The sequence below is a fragment of the Methanosarcina sp. KYL-1 genome (assembly GCF_024372725.1).
Taxonomy (GTDB): Archaea; Halobacteriota; Methanosarcinia; order Methanosarcinales; family Methanosarcinaceae; genus Methanosarcina.
In genome coordinates, this window is the sequence record NZ_VOUA01000007.1 from 140,290 (window position 1) to 155,862 (window position 15,573).

Consider the following 15,573-nt stretch of genomic DNA (forward strand, 5'->3'; position numbering starts at 1 on the left):
AGAGTAACACATTAACCGGAACAATCAAACAACGGACACAAAAATGGGGATCTTCAAATGAATATAATACTCTTCGGGCCCCCAGGTGCCGGGAAAGGCACCCAGGCCAAAAAACTGGTTGATTTCTACGGAATCCCGCAGATCTCCACAGGAGACATCCTGCGGGCAAATGTCAGGGAAGGAACCGAACTGGGCCTCGCCGCAAAGGCGTATATGGACAAGGGTGAACTTGTTCCCGACGAGGTACTGATCGGAATCATAAAGAACCGCCTCAATGAAGCCGATTGTGAGAAAGGCTTTATCCTTGACGGTTACCCCAGGACCGTCCCCCAGGCTGATGCCCTGGCCGTGATCCTGGAAGAGATTGAAAAACCCATCGACATCGTCCTCAATTTTGAAGTCCCGGACGAGGAACTGGTCGAAAGGATCAGCGGGCGCCTCATGTGCAAGTGCGGTGCAAGCTACCACAAGACCTTCAACCCTCCCAAAGAGGAAGGCATCTGCGACGCCTGCGGAGCCGAAGTCTACCAGCGCGCCGATGACACCTCAGATGCTGTCCTGAACCGCCTCGATGTCTATAAGAAACAGACCCAGCCCCTCATCGAATACTACGAGGCAAAGGGCATCTTAGTGACTCTTGACGGCACAAAGGACATCGACGTTGTCTTCGAAGACGTAAAAGGAATTCTGGCAAAGTTTGCCTGAAATTTCCTTTTTCTTTTATTTTGCGTTTTGGCTGTTTTTTGATTTTTGTTTCTGGTTTGATTACTTTCTGTTTTCTGGTTTGATTACTTTCTGTTCTCCTTCATTTTACGTTTTTATCCTTCTTTCCGGTTTTTCGTTCTTTTTTTAGCTCTGAGCCTTTTGATTTTTTTTGTCGGGACGGTTTTTATTTTCCCAAGCTTCCGGGATGTAAAAGTTTAAATAATTTCTCATATATTTTCATATACTCTGGAACTGAGGTAAACCATGACTGATGTCGTAGTAATCCTGGGCAGCAAATCCGATAAGGAAATCGCAAAAAAAGCGATTGAAATCTTCGACCGTTTTGGCATCGAGTATACCATTACGGTTGCATCCGCTCACAGAACTCCGGCAAGGCTTGCCGAAATAATAGAAACCGGCCATAAAAACGGCGTAAAGGTCTTCATTGCCATTGCAGGACTTTCGGCCCACCTCCCCGGCGTTGTAGCCTCAAGCACGATAAGGCCCGTGATAGGCGTTCCGGTAAACTCGGCTCTCGACGGCATAGACGCCCTCCTGTCAATTGCCCAGATGCCTACCGGGATCCCTGTTTCCTGCGTGGGGATCGGAAGAGGAGATAATGCCGCAATTCTTGCTGCCCAGATTATGGCAGTGGAGAACAGGGCGCTGGCAGAGAGGCTTGCAAATCACAGAAAAGAGCTTGTCGAAAAGATCGAAAAGGATGCAGAAAGCCTTTTGAAAGAGCTTGTCCCGGACCGGGAAGAGACAAGCGGTTTATGAAGGGTTTTATTTCTTCATATTTTTACTTTTTTCCATTTCTTGCTTGTGCTTTTCAAGCGTCTCAGGTCTTTAGCATCCTTTATCCGACGCTGCAGAACGATTAAATTTTAAATAGTATGCGGCTGCTTATGTCAGTAGGAACCTTGTGATGGAGAACCTGAGTTAATATGCCCGAAAACTCAATCGATGAACTGATTAAATGGGTTATCAGCGTTGACCGCCGCCTTATCCTTATGGAATCCATGAAAAGGCACACTGCAGTCCGGGCTTCGGATATTGCCCATGAGTCCAGCAGGTCGACGCAGAATATCAGCCGTGCCTTAAAAGAACTTGAGGTCATGGGCCTGATTGAATGCCTTACCCCTGAAAAAACGACCTGGAAAAAGTATATCCTGACCGATACGGGACGAAAGGTCCTGGAAAAACTGGAAGGGAAATACCTTTAATGTTATAACAGGGTCCGGAACTTCCTTACTTTTATCAGTCCCTATTCCAGCTCCCTTTTTTATACTCTTTTTTCATCTCTCTCTTCAGATCCTTTCTTTAGACCCTTTTTTAGACCTTTTTTTCAGACCCCTTCTGCAAGTTTTTTGTATCCGTGCACAAGGTCGATGTTGGCCCTGACCACCGAGCTTTTGAATTCTTTTAAATCTTTTGTAATGTTTTCAAGGGCATCGGCGTTATCCTGGCTGGTGACTACAGTCCCGTCAGGCGCCACTTTGCCGGCTGCGATTTCAACTCCCCTTATGATTGATTTGTGGAGGACCAGCGAGTCTTTCCCTATGATGCAGTCAAACGCCACAGCCCCGAACCCGATAAAGCAGCCCTCCCCTATCCGGCAGGGCCCGTGCACGATGCACCCGTGGGCAAGGGAGGTGTTGCTGCCGATCACCACCTCCGAATTGGAAAGCGAGTGGACCACTACATTGTCCTGCACGTTGCAGCCGCTAAATACAGTGATTGATGACCCCGGCTCGTCTGCCCTGATCACTGCATTGGGCCCGACAAACACATTATCCTCAATGGTTACGTTTCCGATTATGACTGCAGTTTCGGAGATCCAGGCTCTTTTGCTTATCTTTGGGTGCTGTTTGTGGGGGTTTGGAAGGTGCATTCGGTTCAACTCCTCTTCAGGCCTGAAGGGTTTCGGATCAAATCCCTGTATCTTACTTTCAGGCTACTATATCTTTTTATGATAAATTATGATAAGTTATTTAAATTTATTTCCTGAACAGCTTTTTTTGTTGTTAAATCCTTTATCTTTGCCTGTCCTACGAATGGACTTACTTTGAATGCAAAGGACATTTGAAAGGGAAGGCCTGTCGTCTCCTTCCTGCCTATCATTTTGGTTATTTCTCCGAGTTTCTAATTCCGTTAAATAAACAACACCATGAGGCGCTTTTTGCTTATATATTATTAAAATTTATTATATTGGTGAATAGTTCCGAAAATATTAATATAAAATAAATATGTATAGAACTGGCGAAATTATTCTCGCAGAGTGAAAATTAAAGGCCTTTCCAATGTGGGTCTAACCAACAATAATATGCAAAGCGCATTAAAACGGTTAATTTCCTTATAGGAGATGACAAATAACGTCATAATTTTTATATTAATTGTCTAATACTCCTAACAATTATCTAAATAATAATCGTGGCCCAGGAAATCAAATTTAATGTTTATCGACAACAATACTTGAATTAGGCGAGGTGTGTAATTTTATCAATTTTTTATCAGATTTCTATTTGTCATATCAGGGATCCTTTATTTTTCAACATCTTAAAAACTCAGGTTTCAGTTGTTTCAGATACCTATTTTGAGGGCAGGGAAACAGGATGAAAGAATCCGAAAAGGTGGTTGAAGGAATTCAATTCCAGAGCGAAGATGAAAAACTCCTGCTGGAAGAAAAAGAGAGCCTCCGAAAGCTCAGGATGCAGAGGGAGGAAAGGTTAGGAAAAGAAAAGCAGGAGCTTAAAGCACGGCTCGAAGATGGCTTTGAATTACCGGGAAACGGCGGAAATGAAAAGGGACAGGATAAATCACAGTCAGTTCCTTTCTTCTCTCCATCCGGAGTCCCGGCCAGGATTTCAAAAAGCGGAAGTCCGGATAACGCAGGTCCAAAAAAAGGAATCATCGAAAAGCCCCTCAAGAATATGTTGATTATTGGGGCTGTGATTGTCTTTCTCCTTCTGGCCGGTGGCTGGGGGCTGATTTACGGGCTCCTGCCAGCCGCAGAAGATGCCGGGAATCCCATCAACAATCATGCAAATATACCTGTTGACCCTGTTGAGGCTTCACTGTCTTCTTCCCGTCCCGCTCCTGAAAATCCTGAATCGGTCTCTGATTCCCCGGTTGCCTTTTCCGATCTTTCTGACAGTTTCAAAAACTCCATCGAAATGGAGTTCGTCCTGATCCCGGCAGGAGAGTTTCTTATGGGCTCTCCGGAAGAGGAGGCCGGCAGGGGGAAGGATGAAGGTCCTGTGCACCCGGTACAGATCGAAAAGCCGTTTTACCTGGGCAAATACGAAGTTACCGGGGAGCAATGGTGCGAAGTAATGGGGACAGAGCCTCTTTCTCCCGGAGAGTCCGAACTTCCCGCAGCAGAAGTTTCCTGGGAGGATGTCCAGATCTTTATCGAAAAACTCAACAAGCTTGAGGGCACGGCCAAATACCGCCTGCCCTCGGAAGCTGAATGGGAATACGCCTGCCGGGCCGGAAGCAGTTCAAGGTATTCTTTCGGGGACGAAGAATCGAAACTGGCCGAACACGCCTGGTTTGAGTCCACTCCTTATTCCGGGTCCCGGCACCCTGTAGGTCTGAAAGAGCCAAATGCCTGGGGCCTGTACGATATGCACGGCAACGCCTGGGAATGGGTTCAGGACACCTGGCACAACGATTACAGTGAGGCTCCCGAGGACGGCAGGGCCTGGGAGGGTGGAGTCTTCTCCTACCGCGTCACAAGGGGTGGAAGTGTGACAGGCTCCGCAGCAGACTGTCGGGCTGCAAACCGTATCTGGTTCACTCCAAATGCCCGCAGCCCCGACCTGGGCTTCCGCCTGCTGAGGGAAGCCTGATCTTTTTCCTCCTCAGCCCTTTCCTTTCTTTTCCTTTCCTTTCCTTTCCATTCTGAAAAAATTCCAATGTCACATAGCAAAACTTATCCATCTTAAAACTAGTCCTCTTTTTAAAGATGGTTACTTTCACTTCACCGGGGCAGTATCCCCTGACAAAGCCCGTCATGAGCATTTGTAAAATGAAATGAGAAAAATAGGGAAAATTAACGTGGCTTGCGGAGTTCAAAACGAAATAAGAATTCGCTTACCCTTAAAAAAGTCACTCGTGCAAAATCTAACCCCGCAAATCTCTCAGTTTACTTATCTTCATCTCCATGAACCAGGTTTGCAAAATAAGCTTCTTCAATGTAGTTGCACAATTCCAGCACCCTTGTCTTATGCGTCTCCTCCAGTTTGCGGAACGGGTCATCGCACAGGGCATCCTGCATTTTTCCAACGCTTTCAAGATGCTCAAGGGACTTTTCATCCCTCACCTTTTTCTTCAGGACTTCCACGGTTACCTTAACTGCAAAAGCTTTGTCGTTTACGCACTGGTCCCGGAGTTCGTTCAGGGTCCGTGTAATGTCAAGGGCTGCGAGTTCCCCTTCCCTTCTTTCCCCGGCTTTCTCGGCTTCCATTTTTCCATTAGCATTTTACCACTTTAAGTTGGAAGTAAAAAGTAATCCCGGTGAAGCTCGAAGGTTCGATGGTTCGATGCGTGTTCCAGCCGCCAGAACTGAATTATCTCAAAGCTTCTTCACCGCTGCTTCCGGTAGGGCTAAACGTTAAGTTCTGAAGGTGGTAGTGGGATTACGTTCAAGAGCTTCAGATTTGGGATGCCGGCTTTTTGGGTTTTTGAGATTTATCTTCTTCAGTTGCTGGGGTTCTTCTGCGATGCCGACCCGGAACTCGGCCGGACAAGTTCGACGGGGATATACTATTCATGCAGCCCTGTTCGGAGTGATTACTACTTCAACATAAACCTGATTGTAAACTTGAATCGATTACCAGAAGGAAAACCTCTACCTTAATTTACTCAAATAGTATAACTTATATATACATCGAAACTTATTAACCAGAAAAACCCTGTGTAAACATCTTATATTCGGCTCTTCTTCTGGGCCGGTTTATTCGTGCTTTACGTTCATCGGGCTTCACTTTATCGGATTCGTCCTTCTTTTGAAGGAATCATAAGATTCATAAGAGTCAAAAGAATCACACGAATCAAAAGAGTCATAATTAACATTTCGGAATTAACATTTATCAAACCTGAATGGTGAGGACAACTTGGTTTCAGAGACTCTAAAAAAGCAAATCGACCGGTTCCTGCTGGCTTTCGGTTTTTCCCTTATGTTCGGGATAATGATCCTGGGGCAGGACTTCAGGCAGGCTGTAGGAGAGGCCGTCGGGGTTTTGATGGATCCCGTGCTTGCTCTGGTCGGAGCGGAAAATTTCCATCTGGTCCTGCTGGCCATGGCGGCAATTACTGCAATTTATGCGTCCCTTATCCAGAAATATACCATCGACTGGGAACTCATGAGGAACACCCAGGAGCGCATGAAGGTTTTCCAGAAGGAGTTTCGGGAGGCGCAGCTTTCCCAGAACACCTATATGCTGAAGAAGCTTGAAGACCAGCGCAAGGAGATGATGGACGACCAGATGAAGATGTCCAAGCAACAGTTCAAGCCCATGGCCTACATCAGTATCCTGTCCCTTCCGCTTTTCATGTGGGCGTACTACTACATCAGCGGGCACGGTTCAGCCACAATGCTCTTTCCCTTCTGGGGCGAACAGCTGCTTACGGACAAGGCTTTCGGTCCCTTCCAGTACTGGATATACTGGTACTTTATTTCCTCCCTGGGAGTCAGCCAGATTATCAGGAAGGTGCTGAATATCGGTGGGGTCTGATGCTCTTAACGATAAGCGGGCTTCCGGGGTCGGGGACGACCACCATTTCAAGGCTGCTTGCCGAATACTACGAAGTCGAGCTGATCTCTTCCGGGGAAATTTTCAGGAGGCTGGCAAAGGAGAGAGGCCTGAGTCTCTCCGAATTCGGGGCTCTCGCAGAAAAAGATGCCACCATTGACCTGGAAATCGACAGAAACCAGAAAGCTATCGCCCACAGCCAGGACAACATCATCCTTGAAAGCCGGCTGGCCGGGCACATGGCAGAAGGAGTTCCCAATGTCCTGAAGGTCTGGATCAAGGCTCCAATGCTGGTCAGGGTGCAGCGCATCCAGAGGAGGGAAAAATCCCTTTCCTTTGACGAAGAGCTCGAAAAGACGGTTGAAAGGGAAAAGTCCGAGGCCCTCAGGTATAAGAATTATTACGGGATCGATATCACCGACCTCTCCATCTATGATCTGGTAATCGACTCTGCGAAATGGAACCAGTACCAGACCCTGGACATCCTCAGGGTTGCAATCGATTCCCTGGGTGGGCCTGCCTGATTTTTTTCCACCCTTCAATTTTTTCCGGTTCCCGGTTCTTTTCCGGCACTGTTTTTTCGGCGGATGTTTCTTTTCCTGTACTGGCTTTTTCCAGTACCAGGTTCTTTTCCGGCACTGTTTTTTTCCGGTGGATGTTTCTTTTTCTGCACTGGCTTTTATTCTGTGCTTTGATTTCTTGATACGTGGATTTTTATATGAAGCGCAAAGTTTTATCTGCCGGAACCTGATATACCGGACACACGGTTTCAGGTTTATTCTGAATTCCCTGAAAATTGTCAGGGATTTTCCAGAAGTTCCGGAAATTTTCCGGGGACTTTTCGGTTTATTCCGCATCAAACGGTCCGATCCGAACTCAATGTTGTTATTTCAATGTTATACATTCAATTAAGGAGATTGTGATAAACCATGTCATCCGCCGGCAAACTGCCATCAGAAGCTGAAAGGACGCTGGTCAGGAAGTCCGGCGCCTGGACAAATCCCGCATACGGCTGTGCCCCTGAAAAGCGCCCCATTAATGAATATATCAAAAAAGGGGTCGTAAACATAGACAAGCCTGCGGGCCCGACAAGCCACGAGGTTGCAGCCTGGGTAAAGGACATTCTGGGTGTGAGTCGGGCGGGTCACGCCGGTTCTCTTGACCCCAAGGTGACCGGGCTTTTGCCCACCCTGCTCGGGACGGCTACAAAAGCGGTCCCGGCGCTTCGCCTCTCCGGAAAGGAGTACATCTGCCTGCTGAAACTGCACAGGCCGGTGTCTGCAAAGTATGTCCGGGAGGTCTGCGAGGATTTTGTAGGCCCCATCTACCAGTTACCTCCCATAAAGTCGGCAGTTAAAAGGGCACTCAGGGTGCGCACGATCTATTACCTTGAAGTGCTAGAAATCAATGGGACTTCGGTGCTCTTTCGGGTGGGCTGCGAGGCAGGGACCTATATCCGGAAGCTCTGCCACGACATCGGGCTTGCGCTTGGCTGCGGCGGGCACATGCAGGAACTGAGGAGGACAAAGGCAGGCCCGTTTACGGAGGCGACTCTTATAACCCTGCAGGACCTGAAAGATGCTTATGTGTTCTGGCAGGAGGACGGGGATGAATCCGAAATCCGGAAAGTTGTCCGTCCCATGGAATCTGCCGTCTCCCACCTGCCAAAAATCATCCTGCGGGACAGCGCTGTGGATGCGGTCTGTTCGGGCGCCTCCCTTGCGGTGCCGGGCATCACCAGCCTTGACTCAAATATCCGGAAAGGGGATCTTGTCGGGGTCTTTACCCTGAAAGGGGAAATTGTGGCCCTTGCAAAGGCTGAAATGAACACGGAAATGATTATGGGCGCCTCTGCAGGCATTGCGGCCGTTCCTATACGGGTGATGATGGAGGCGGGGACCTATCCGAGAGGTTGGGCTAAAAAAGATGATAATGTCATCCCTCAACCTTAAAAAATCTTTTTCTCTGCACCCGTTTCCGGGATTTCTAGAATAAACTTTATATATTACAATTCCTTTATGGTATAAGCCGGGCCATAAGGTAATGTGCCGAGGTAGTCTAGCGGTAGGGCGCAAGCCTGGAAAGCTTGTGGGGCTTAGCCCCTCGGGAGTTCAAATCTCCCCCTCGGCGTCAAACATTTTTCAGTCCTTTAATTCACTGAAGTTCCGGTTTACAACCTGAAATTCTTTCCTTTTTCTGGATTGGTTTTCTTAGTGTATACCTGTCTTTAACGGCTCTCCTCAAACCCTGCAGGAAACTTATGAGGAAAATTTCTGCAGGCAATTCCTTTTATTCGGGAAAGCGTGGGCAGATAGTCTTATATAGTGGCAATGGCATGTAATGGAACTCATCAGTATATGCTGTAAGGAAGCTCCTATTGAGAGCTGCTCCTGATTTTTCGCATATTCTTCTAAGGGTATTCGATCAGGGGCTACAGGGTGCTGTACTCATTGGAGGAAGTATATGGCAGAAGAACATACAGAAGAATTGATGCATCTTGTTCGTATCATGAATACCGACCTGCAGGGGGCAAAACCTGTGCAGTATGCCTTAACCGGAATTCCGGGAATTGGAAGGCGCGCGGCAAAACTCCTTGCAAAAGGCGCAGGGGTAGACCCCGATGCTGTACTTGGATATCTTCCCGAGGAAGATGTGGCAAAACTCGACGCTGCAATCGGGAAATTTGAAGATATTGTTCCTACCTGGATGCTTAACAGGCAGAAAGATCTCATGACCGGACAGGACAAGCACCTTTTCGGAACAGACATCGTCCTGACCTTCAGAGAGGATATCAACAACCTGAAGAAGGTCCGTGCCTACAGAGGCCTCAGACACGAGAGAGGCTTAAAAGTCAGGGGACAGAGAACAAAATCCACCGGCCGCCGCGGATCAACCGTAGGTGTCAGCAGGAAGAAGTGATTTTCCGGTTGAGGTGATTTGAAATGGCATATCCAGGTAAAAAGAGTAAGAGTTACGAAACGCCAAAACACCCCTGGCAGGAAGCCAGGATGGCTACAGAAGTCGAACTGGTCAAAGCATACGGCCTCAGGAACAAAAAAGAAGTCTGGAAGGCAGCAAGTATGCTCAGGATGTACCGTTCCGAAGCCCGGAACCTGCTTGCAAAGTTTGCAGAAGGCAAGGAAGGTGGGCTTGAAGGACACCTGAAGACTCAGTCCGAAGAGATCCTCTCCAAGCTTATCCGCTACGGCATTACCAAATCAGACGCTAACATCGATGACATCCTTTCCCTGAAGACCGAAAATATCCTTGAAAGGAGGCTTCAGACCCAGGTGCTCCGTCTCGGGCTTGCCAGGACAATTCTCCAGGCCCGCCAGTTCATTACCCACGGGCACATTGCAGTGAACGGAAGGAAAGCAACCATTCCGGGAATGCTGATCTCAAGGGATGATGAGATGCACATCGAGTACTACGGAAGCTCCCCTCTTATTGCTGAATCCCACCCTGAAAGACCTGTCCAGGTGGCATCAGCCCTTGCAGACCGCAGTTTCACCCTCAGAGCAGCTGCCGAAGAGAAGCAGGCTAAAGCCAGAGTTCCTGAGAGAGGAGGCGGAAGAGGCGGTAAAGGCGGAAAGAAGAAAGGAGGGAGGAGATAAACATGGCAGACATGAAATGGGCCGTGGCTCACATCAAGTCCTCATTTAATAACACGATCATCACGGTTACGGACATTACCGGAGCCGAAACCATTGCAAAGTCCTCAGGTGGGATGGTAGTAAAGGCCGCAAGGGATGAAAGTTCACCCTACACCGCCATGCAGATGGCAGGCAACCTCGCTGACCAGCTGAAGGACAAGGGCATCAATGGCATCCACATCCGGGTAAGAGCTCCCGGAGGGAACAAGCAGAGGAGCCCGGGTCCCGGAGCACAGGCCGCAATCAGGGCTTTTGCAAGAGCAGGACTCCGCATCGGCAGGATCGAGGATGTTACCCCTGTCCCGCATGATGGAACTCGCCCGAAGGGCGGAAGGCGTGTGTAAGCGAAACCTTCAATTTTTTCTTTTTTTTGAAGGTAATTTAGAAAATAAGGGAAATTAAGGTATATGACGATGGAAGTAGACATTCTGGAGTTATCGGACAGATCTGCAAAGTTCGTGCTTTCAAAAGTAAGCATGGCTTTTGCTAACGGCATCAGGCGTGCAATGGTCGCCGATGTCCCCACTCTTGCGATTGAGTACGTGAATCTCTACGACAACACTTCCGTGCTCTATGACGAACAGCTGGCTCTCCGTCTCTCCTTAATCCCGCTTGTAACGGATGACGAGACGTATGTGCCGCAGGCAGAGTGCGATGTCTGTGGGGGAGAAGGCTGCCCTGCATGTGAGGTCTCCCTTACCCTGAGTGCGGAAGGGCCCGGAACCGTTTTTTCGCGGGACCTGATCTCTTCTGACCCCAAAATCCAGCCTGCGGACCCCACTGTTCCTATTGTTGAACTCAGGAAGGGGCAGAAACTCGTGCTCGAGGCAATTGCTCATATGGGCTACGGGAGAGACAGCGTCAAATGGCAGGCCGGCGTTGCATGCGGCTATAAGAACGTACCTATTATTAGCATTGAAAACTGTGATGCCTGCGGGCACTGCGCAGCAGAATGTCCCAAGGGCATTATAAGGGTCGAGACCGAAGGGGCAAGAATTTCCGAGGATGACGTCATCAGATGTTCCCTCTGCAAGCTTTGCGAACAGGTCTGTGACCTCAATGCGATAAAGGTAAACTACGATGAAAATGCGTTTGTCTTTACTATGGAGTCCGATGGTTCTTATACAGCCAGGGATCTCATCCTGAACGCCTCAGGCGTGGTTAAAGGCAAAGCCGAAGAACTGATCAGCATTCTGGACCAGCTCTGAGCCTGGCTCAGTGTCGGTTCAAACCCAATTTTTTCCGGTATCCAGGCTTCTGGTCCGGAAAATCTCTACATTCGGGTTTTCTTTATGCCCGGATACATCCGGAACCGTTCAGTTTTTTACGGGATCTTCCGGCAATTCTTACCAGCGTCCCTCACGACTCGAAACGTTTATATATTATCCATGATATTGTGAGGGAGTGCAAGGCGCAAAGCGCGCCGAAAAACAGCAAGAAAACAAGATGCGAGGGTTGCCCAGCCAGGTCAAAGGCGCTAGGTTGAGGGCCTAGTCTTGTAGGAGTTCGTGGGTTCGAATCCCATCCCTCGCACCAAATTTCTTTGTCCTGTTTGCCTGATCACTTACTTTATCTTCCAAATATCATTTTTACAAAAATCTTCATTCAATTCAAAGGATCTGTTCCTTTGTCATAAAACAAGATGCGAGGGTTGCCCAGCCAGGTCAAAGGCGCTAGGTTGAGGGCCTAGTCTTGTAGGAGTTCGTGGGTTCGAATCCCATCCCTCGCACTAAATTTTTTTTAAGTATCCTCTTCTAAAAATATGCTTTTTTAATAACCCTTCTCACATTCCGTTCATCGCCGTTTGTGACCGCAGAATTTACGGTTACGGGGCGAGTCTAATTTCACATGTAATCATACGCTCTATTGCACACTTTCTGGTTTTTCTGTTCGCTCCAAATCTCCTCTAAATAATCAACAGTAGTCCTGGATTCTATTTCACAAAGAAAGGATTTCTTCATGCTTCCCGTAATACCCTAAAATGAACTATTTTTATAGTCATCTGCACATAAATAACCGGCGTTGGTAGCAGAAAATGAATTAGAAAAACGGTAGCTGAATATTACTGGGGGGGACATAATGTCAGATAATGAAAGGACGGCTAACCGTTCGGAACGCCGGGAAAGGGGCAAAGCCCTGCGCAAGGAGGTGTCTCGCAGCAGCCATGGGACCTGGGTGCCTGCCCCTGACCGTCCCGACCCTATAAGCCTTCTCCGGGATCAGGACAGGGGCCGTCTGGAGCACCTGCTGCCCATCAAGTACGGACGCATGCTGGAATCGCCTTTTTCCTTCCTGCGAGGCTCGGCGACCGTGATGGCAGCCGACCTGGCTTCAACACCTGTAACCGGTTTGCAGGTACAGCTCTGCGGCGATGCGCACCTCTTAAACTTCGGCGTTTTTGCCACGCCGGAGAGAAAGCTGGTTTTTGACATCAACGATTTCGATGAGACTTACGCGGGTCCCTGGGAGTGGGACCTCAAGCGCCTGGCCGCAAGCGCAGTAGTGGCCGGCAGGGAGAATGAATTTGGTGAGGATGTTAACAGGAAACTGGCGGAGACTGTTACCAGTTCCTATAGGGATGCCATGTTACGCCTTTCCCTGGCTCCTACTCTGGATGTGTGGTATTTCAACGTGGATGTGGACAGGGTCCTTGAGGCCTTTGAGCGCTCCTCGGGGAAGGCGCGAAAGGGCGCCCGGAAGATGGTTCGGAAAGCCCGCACGCATACGCACGAGCAGACCCTGGAAATGCTCACCGAACTGGTCGATGGGCGGCGGCGGATTCTCAATGATCCTCCGCTCCTGGTGCGGCTGAGCGAGCTGCTGACAGAGGAACAGAAAGCCCAGTTGACTGAGCAGGATATTGAAAAGATGTGGCTGGAGTATCTTTCCAGTCTTCCCGAAGAGCGGCGTCTGCTCCTGTCGCGCTTCCGGGTCTCGGGAGTGGCTTTGCGGGTGGGCGGCATCGGCAGTGTCGGCACGCTCTGTTTAATTGTCCTGCTTGAAGGAGGTGCAAAAGATGATGCGCTTATCCTGCAGCTGAAAGAGGCCGGACCGTCTGTCCTGGAGCCTTACGTCAAAAAGAGGGACTATGGCAACCATGCCCGGCGTGTGGTGCTGGGACAGCGGCTGATGCAGGCCGCCAGCGACATTTTCCTGGGCTGGCATAAGGGATTGCTTACTGGCATCCAGTTCTACTGGCGCCAGCTGAAAGACATGAAGGGTTCTATGGATGTAGCTGCCCTGGATGAGGCCGGCCTGGAGACCTATCTGAAGGTGTGCAGCGTCTGCCTTGCCCGGGCCCACGCCAGGACGGGAGATGCTTCTGCGATCTCGGGATACATCGGCAAAGGGGACGCGTTCGCCAGGGCCATTGCTGACTTCGCCGTGGCTTACGCCGACCAGACTGAACGTGATTACCAGACGCTGGTGGAGGCTGTAGAGTCCGGTAAAATTGCAGCCGAGAAAGGTATATGAGTGGTGATTTTGTCCCCCAGGGGGGAATGATTCATCAAGAATGCCGATAAAGAGGGTGGTTCACAGGTGCCTTCCTCATAATGGCTGTCATCACCGCCATCAAGGTCACTTTGCCTGGAGACTGGATGAAGTCGCCTGTATCGTCCTTTTCCAGGCTGCTTTTCGGCCCTTTTTTCCGATCACTTCAAAATTGCTTTCCTGTACTCCCTGGCCAGTTCGACATATTCCTCCGCATTCTCTCTTACAGCCTCGACCTCTGCTTCGTTAGTTTCCCTTTTTGCAACAGCCGGAACCCCGATAATAAGGTTATTTGCCGGGAATTTCTTCCCCTGGGACACAAGCGCATTTGCTCCCACTATGGAATTTTTCCCGATCTCTGCTCCGTTCAGCACTGTCGCATTCATCCCTATAAGCACATTATCTTCTATTTTGCACCCATGAAGTACCGCTCCGTGTCCGACTGTCACGTTGTCCCCTATCTCAACTCCGTCATCAGTGTCCACATGGATAACCGCATTATCCTGAATACTTGTGCGGTTCCCGATCTTTATTCGGTTTTCATCCCCCCGGATCACCGCGTTAAACCAGATACTTGAGTAATCCCCAATCTCAACATTCCCTATAATATCTGCAGAACCTGCAACAAAAGCCGTTTCAGAGATTTTCGGGCTTTTGCCTTTAAAATCTATTATTGCCATTATCTTTCTCCTTTCGTCAAATGTAATGCCAAATATTGTTTTTTCATGCAATCTATTCATGCAATCTATTCATGCAATCTATTCATGCAATCTATTCATGCAATCTATTCATGTCATGAGATCTACCCATTCCATTTAATCGTGTCATTCGGTCCATGCGGCTCTTGAAGAGGTGCCGCAATTGTCCTAAGAATTATACGCAGGGCAATTAGATACCTATTACCACTCCAAAGTTTCTATGATTTTGTTCAGTTCCGGTAAGGTTGTGAAAGGAATTTTTCACATCTTTACACAGTATATATTTTGTAACAAAAAACGAAAAAATTTTTATTTTTAAACCACTTTGTAAAGCTTATGGCTGGAAAAAATACTGGTGCAGGTAATATAGACTTTGACTCTTTGAACAATGTTCTGCTTGAACTTAACTCCCCTATTGCCCAGGTTTTAGCATCTCTCAATTTCGATCTTGAAATAAGCAGGGAGGCCTGTTTTGATATGCACGGCAAGGCGCTTTTCCTTTTATTTAAGGGCCGTGAGTATCTCAAATCGGAGGATCCTGTAAATTTTGAAAAATTGAAGGAATATTTACTGGATTTTGAGCTGGATGAAGGTGCCAGTTCAAGCCTCGTTAAGGACCTTGTTTTACATACTATTTACCTGAGAGATGTCCTTTACAGGGGATGCCGCCTTAAAAAAGATGTATAAAAAAATAAGAAAGTTAATAAATATATTTTATAAGCCGTGGTTCTTTTTAGCCTGATTCTTTAGGATCAAGTAAGGGCTAATCCCTGCCATTTCAATGGTGGGATACAGCCCGTCAACTTCAACATAATAGCGTTAAATTAATACACACATGGTTACCATATGTATATATTAACATGACCGGAAAAGAACACTGGATACGTGCAAGAGGATGTGTATATAATACAAATTATCATCTCGTATGGTCTACAAAATATAGAAGAAAAGTCCTTATTGGAAAAATAGCGGAAGATTTGAAAGAGCTTCATGGAAAGATAGCAAAAGAAAAAGGTATAACTCTTGTCACTCAAGAAGTAATGCCGGATCATGTGCATCTTTTCATTGTTATGCATCCAAAGTTCGCCCCTGTCGATATTGTGAAAATATTTAAGGGGATTACTGCAAAGAAACTCTTTGAAATGCATCCTGAAATAAGGAGTAGATTATGGAATGGTCATCTCTGGAATCCTTCTTATTATGTTGGAACATGCGGAGATACAACAAAAGATGTAATCCAAATGTATATTGAAACTCAAAAGGTGA

Annotated in this window: 18 protein-coding genes and 3 tRNA genes; 17 read left to right on the top strand and 4 right to left on the bottom strand. The window is 47.9% G+C overall.

The features are described from left to right. Positions 1–57 precede the first annotated feature (57 nt). The 3 genes from FTO70_RS07710 (at position 58) to FTO70_RS07720 (ending at position 1,931) form a co-directional block, all read left to right on the top strand. Positions 58–705 (top strand): adenylate kinase, encoded by a 648-nt coding sequence (locus tag FTO70_RS07710; RefSeq protein WP_255335166.1) that lies wholly within the window; start codon positions 58–60, stop codon positions 703–705. 264 nt (positions 706–969) lie between these two features. After that, positions 970–1,485, top strand: coding sequence for a 5-(carboxyamino)imidazole ribonucleotide mutase (gene purE / locus FTO70_RS07715; protein WP_255335167.1), 516 nt, complete (start codon positions 970–972; stop codon positions 1,483–1,485). Between the two features lie 167 nt (positions 1,486–1,652). Next, positions 1,653–1,931 (top strand): sugar-specific transcriptional regulator TrmB, encoded by a 279-nt coding sequence (locus FTO70_RS07720; RefSeq protein ID WP_255335168.1) that lies wholly within the window; start codon positions 1,653–1,655, stop codon positions 1,929–1,931. 122 nt (positions 1,932–2,053) lie between these two features. Here the strand turns inward: FTO70_RS07720 and FTO70_RS07725 are convergent, their stop codons facing one another. Beyond that, positions 2,054–2,599: a carbonate dehydratase gene (locus FTO70_RS07725; RefSeq protein ID WP_255335169.1), complete on the bottom strand. Its 546-nt coding sequence runs from the start codon at positions 2,597–2,599 to the stop codon at positions 2,054–2,056. A gap of 86 nt (positions 2,600–2,685) precedes the next feature. Next, complete coding sequence (locus FTO70_RS07730) at positions 2,686–2,829, bottom strand: hypothetical protein (protein WP_255335170.1); 144 nt, start codon at positions 2,827–2,829, stop codon at positions 2,686–2,688. A gap of 491 nt (positions 2,830–3,320) precedes the next feature. Here FTO70_RS07730 and FTO70_RS07735 point away from each other — a divergent pair, with 491 nt between their 5' ends. Then, a complete protein-coding gene (locus FTO70_RS07735) occupies positions 3,321–4,559 on the top strand; it encodes a formylglycine-generating enzyme family protein (RefSeq protein WP_255335171.1) in 1,239 nt (412 codons plus the stop codon). A 296-nt stretch (positions 4,560–4,855) separates the two neighbouring features. On the opposite strand, the gene FTO70_RS07740 is transcribed toward FTO70_RS07735, so the two are convergent. Beyond that, a complete protein-coding gene (locus FTO70_RS07740; RefSeq protein ID WP_255335172.1) occupies positions 4,856–5,176 on the bottom strand; it encodes a hypothetical protein in 321 nt (106 codons plus the stop codon). A gap of 649 nt (positions 5,177–5,825) precedes the next feature. Between FTO70_RS07740 and FTO70_RS07745 the strand changes: the two genes are divergently transcribed. From FTO70_RS07745 to FTO70_RS07795, 11 genes are all read left to right on the top strand, one after another. Next, a complete protein-coding gene (locus FTO70_RS07745; RefSeq protein WP_255335173.1) occupies positions 5,826–6,446 on the top strand; it encodes a DUF106 domain-containing protein in 621 nt (206 codons plus the stop codon). Beyond that, positions 6,446–6,988 (top strand): (d)CMP kinase, encoded by a 543-nt coding sequence (gene cmk, locus FTO70_RS07750; RefSeq protein ID WP_255335174.1) that lies wholly within the window; start codon positions 6,446–6,448, stop codon positions 6,986–6,988. Before FTO70_RS07745 ends, cmk begins: the two co-directional genes overlap by 1 nt. A 405-nt stretch (positions 6,989–7,393) precedes the next feature. Next, complete coding sequence (locus FTO70_RS07755; protein WP_255335175.1) at positions 7,394–8,416, top strand: RNA-guided pseudouridylation complex pseudouridine synthase subunit Cbf5; 1,023 nt, start codon at positions 7,394–7,396, stop codon at positions 8,414–8,416. A gap of 95 nt (positions 8,417–8,511) precedes the next feature. Beyond that, positions 8,512–8,594: transfer RNA gene (locus FTO70_RS07760), tRNA-Ser, on the top strand. Between the two features lie 333 nt (positions 8,595–8,927). Then, on the top strand, positions 8,928–9,383 hold the full coding sequence (locus tag FTO70_RS07765) for a 30S ribosomal protein S13 (protein WP_255335176.1): 456 nt from the start codon (positions 8,928–8,930) through the stop codon (positions 9,381–9,383). A 23-nt stretch (positions 9,384–9,406) separates the two neighbouring features. Continuing rightward, positions 9,407–10,078, top strand: coding sequence for a 30S ribosomal protein S4 (locus FTO70_RS07770; RefSeq protein ID WP_255335177.1), 672 nt, complete (start codon positions 9,407–9,409; stop codon positions 10,076–10,078). A gap of 2 nt (positions 10,079–10,080) precedes the next feature. After that, complete coding sequence (locus FTO70_RS07775) at positions 10,081–10,461, top strand: 30S ribosomal protein S11 (RefSeq protein WP_255335178.1); 381 nt, start codon at positions 10,081–10,083, stop codon at positions 10,459–10,461. 63 nt (positions 10,462–10,524) lie between these two features. Then, a complete protein-coding gene (locus FTO70_RS07780) occupies positions 10,525–11,325 on the top strand; it encodes a DNA-directed RNA polymerase subunit D (protein ID WP_255335179.1) in 801 nt (266 codons plus the stop codon). 240 nt (positions 11,326–11,565) lie between these two features. After that, a tRNA-Leu gene (locus tag FTO70_RS07785) sits at positions 11,566–11,653 on the top strand. 108 nt (positions 11,654–11,761) lie between these two features. Continuing rightward, positions 11,762–11,846: transfer RNA gene (locus FTO70_RS07790), tRNA-Leu, on the top strand. Positions 11,847–12,196: 350 nt separating this feature from the next. Next, positions 12,197–13,591, top strand: coding sequence for a DUF2252 domain-containing protein (locus FTO70_RS07795; protein WP_255335180.1), 1,395 nt, complete (start codon positions 12,197–12,199; stop codon positions 13,589–13,591). A gap of 179 nt (positions 13,592–13,770) precedes the next feature. On the opposite strand, the gene FTO70_RS07800 is transcribed toward FTO70_RS07795, so the two are convergent. After that, entirely contained in the window at positions 13,771–14,289 is a 519-nt protein-coding gene (locus FTO70_RS07800) for a gamma carbonic anhydrase family protein (protein ID WP_255335181.1), read from the bottom strand. Between the two features lie 354 nt (positions 14,290–14,643). Here FTO70_RS07800 and FTO70_RS07805 point away from each other — a divergent pair, with 354 nt between their 5' ends. Both FTO70_RS07805 and tnpA read left to right on the top strand, forming a co-directional pair. Then, positions 14,644–14,994 (top strand): hypothetical protein, encoded by a 351-nt coding sequence (locus FTO70_RS07805; protein WP_255335182.1) that lies wholly within the window; start codon positions 14,644–14,646, stop codon positions 14,992–14,994. 173 nt (positions 14,995–15,167) lie between these two features. Continuing rightward, a partial coding sequence (gene tnpA, locus FTO70_RS07810; RefSeq protein WP_255335183.1) for an IS200/IS605 family transposase occupies positions 15,168–15,573 on the top strand: 406 nt, incomplete at its 3' end.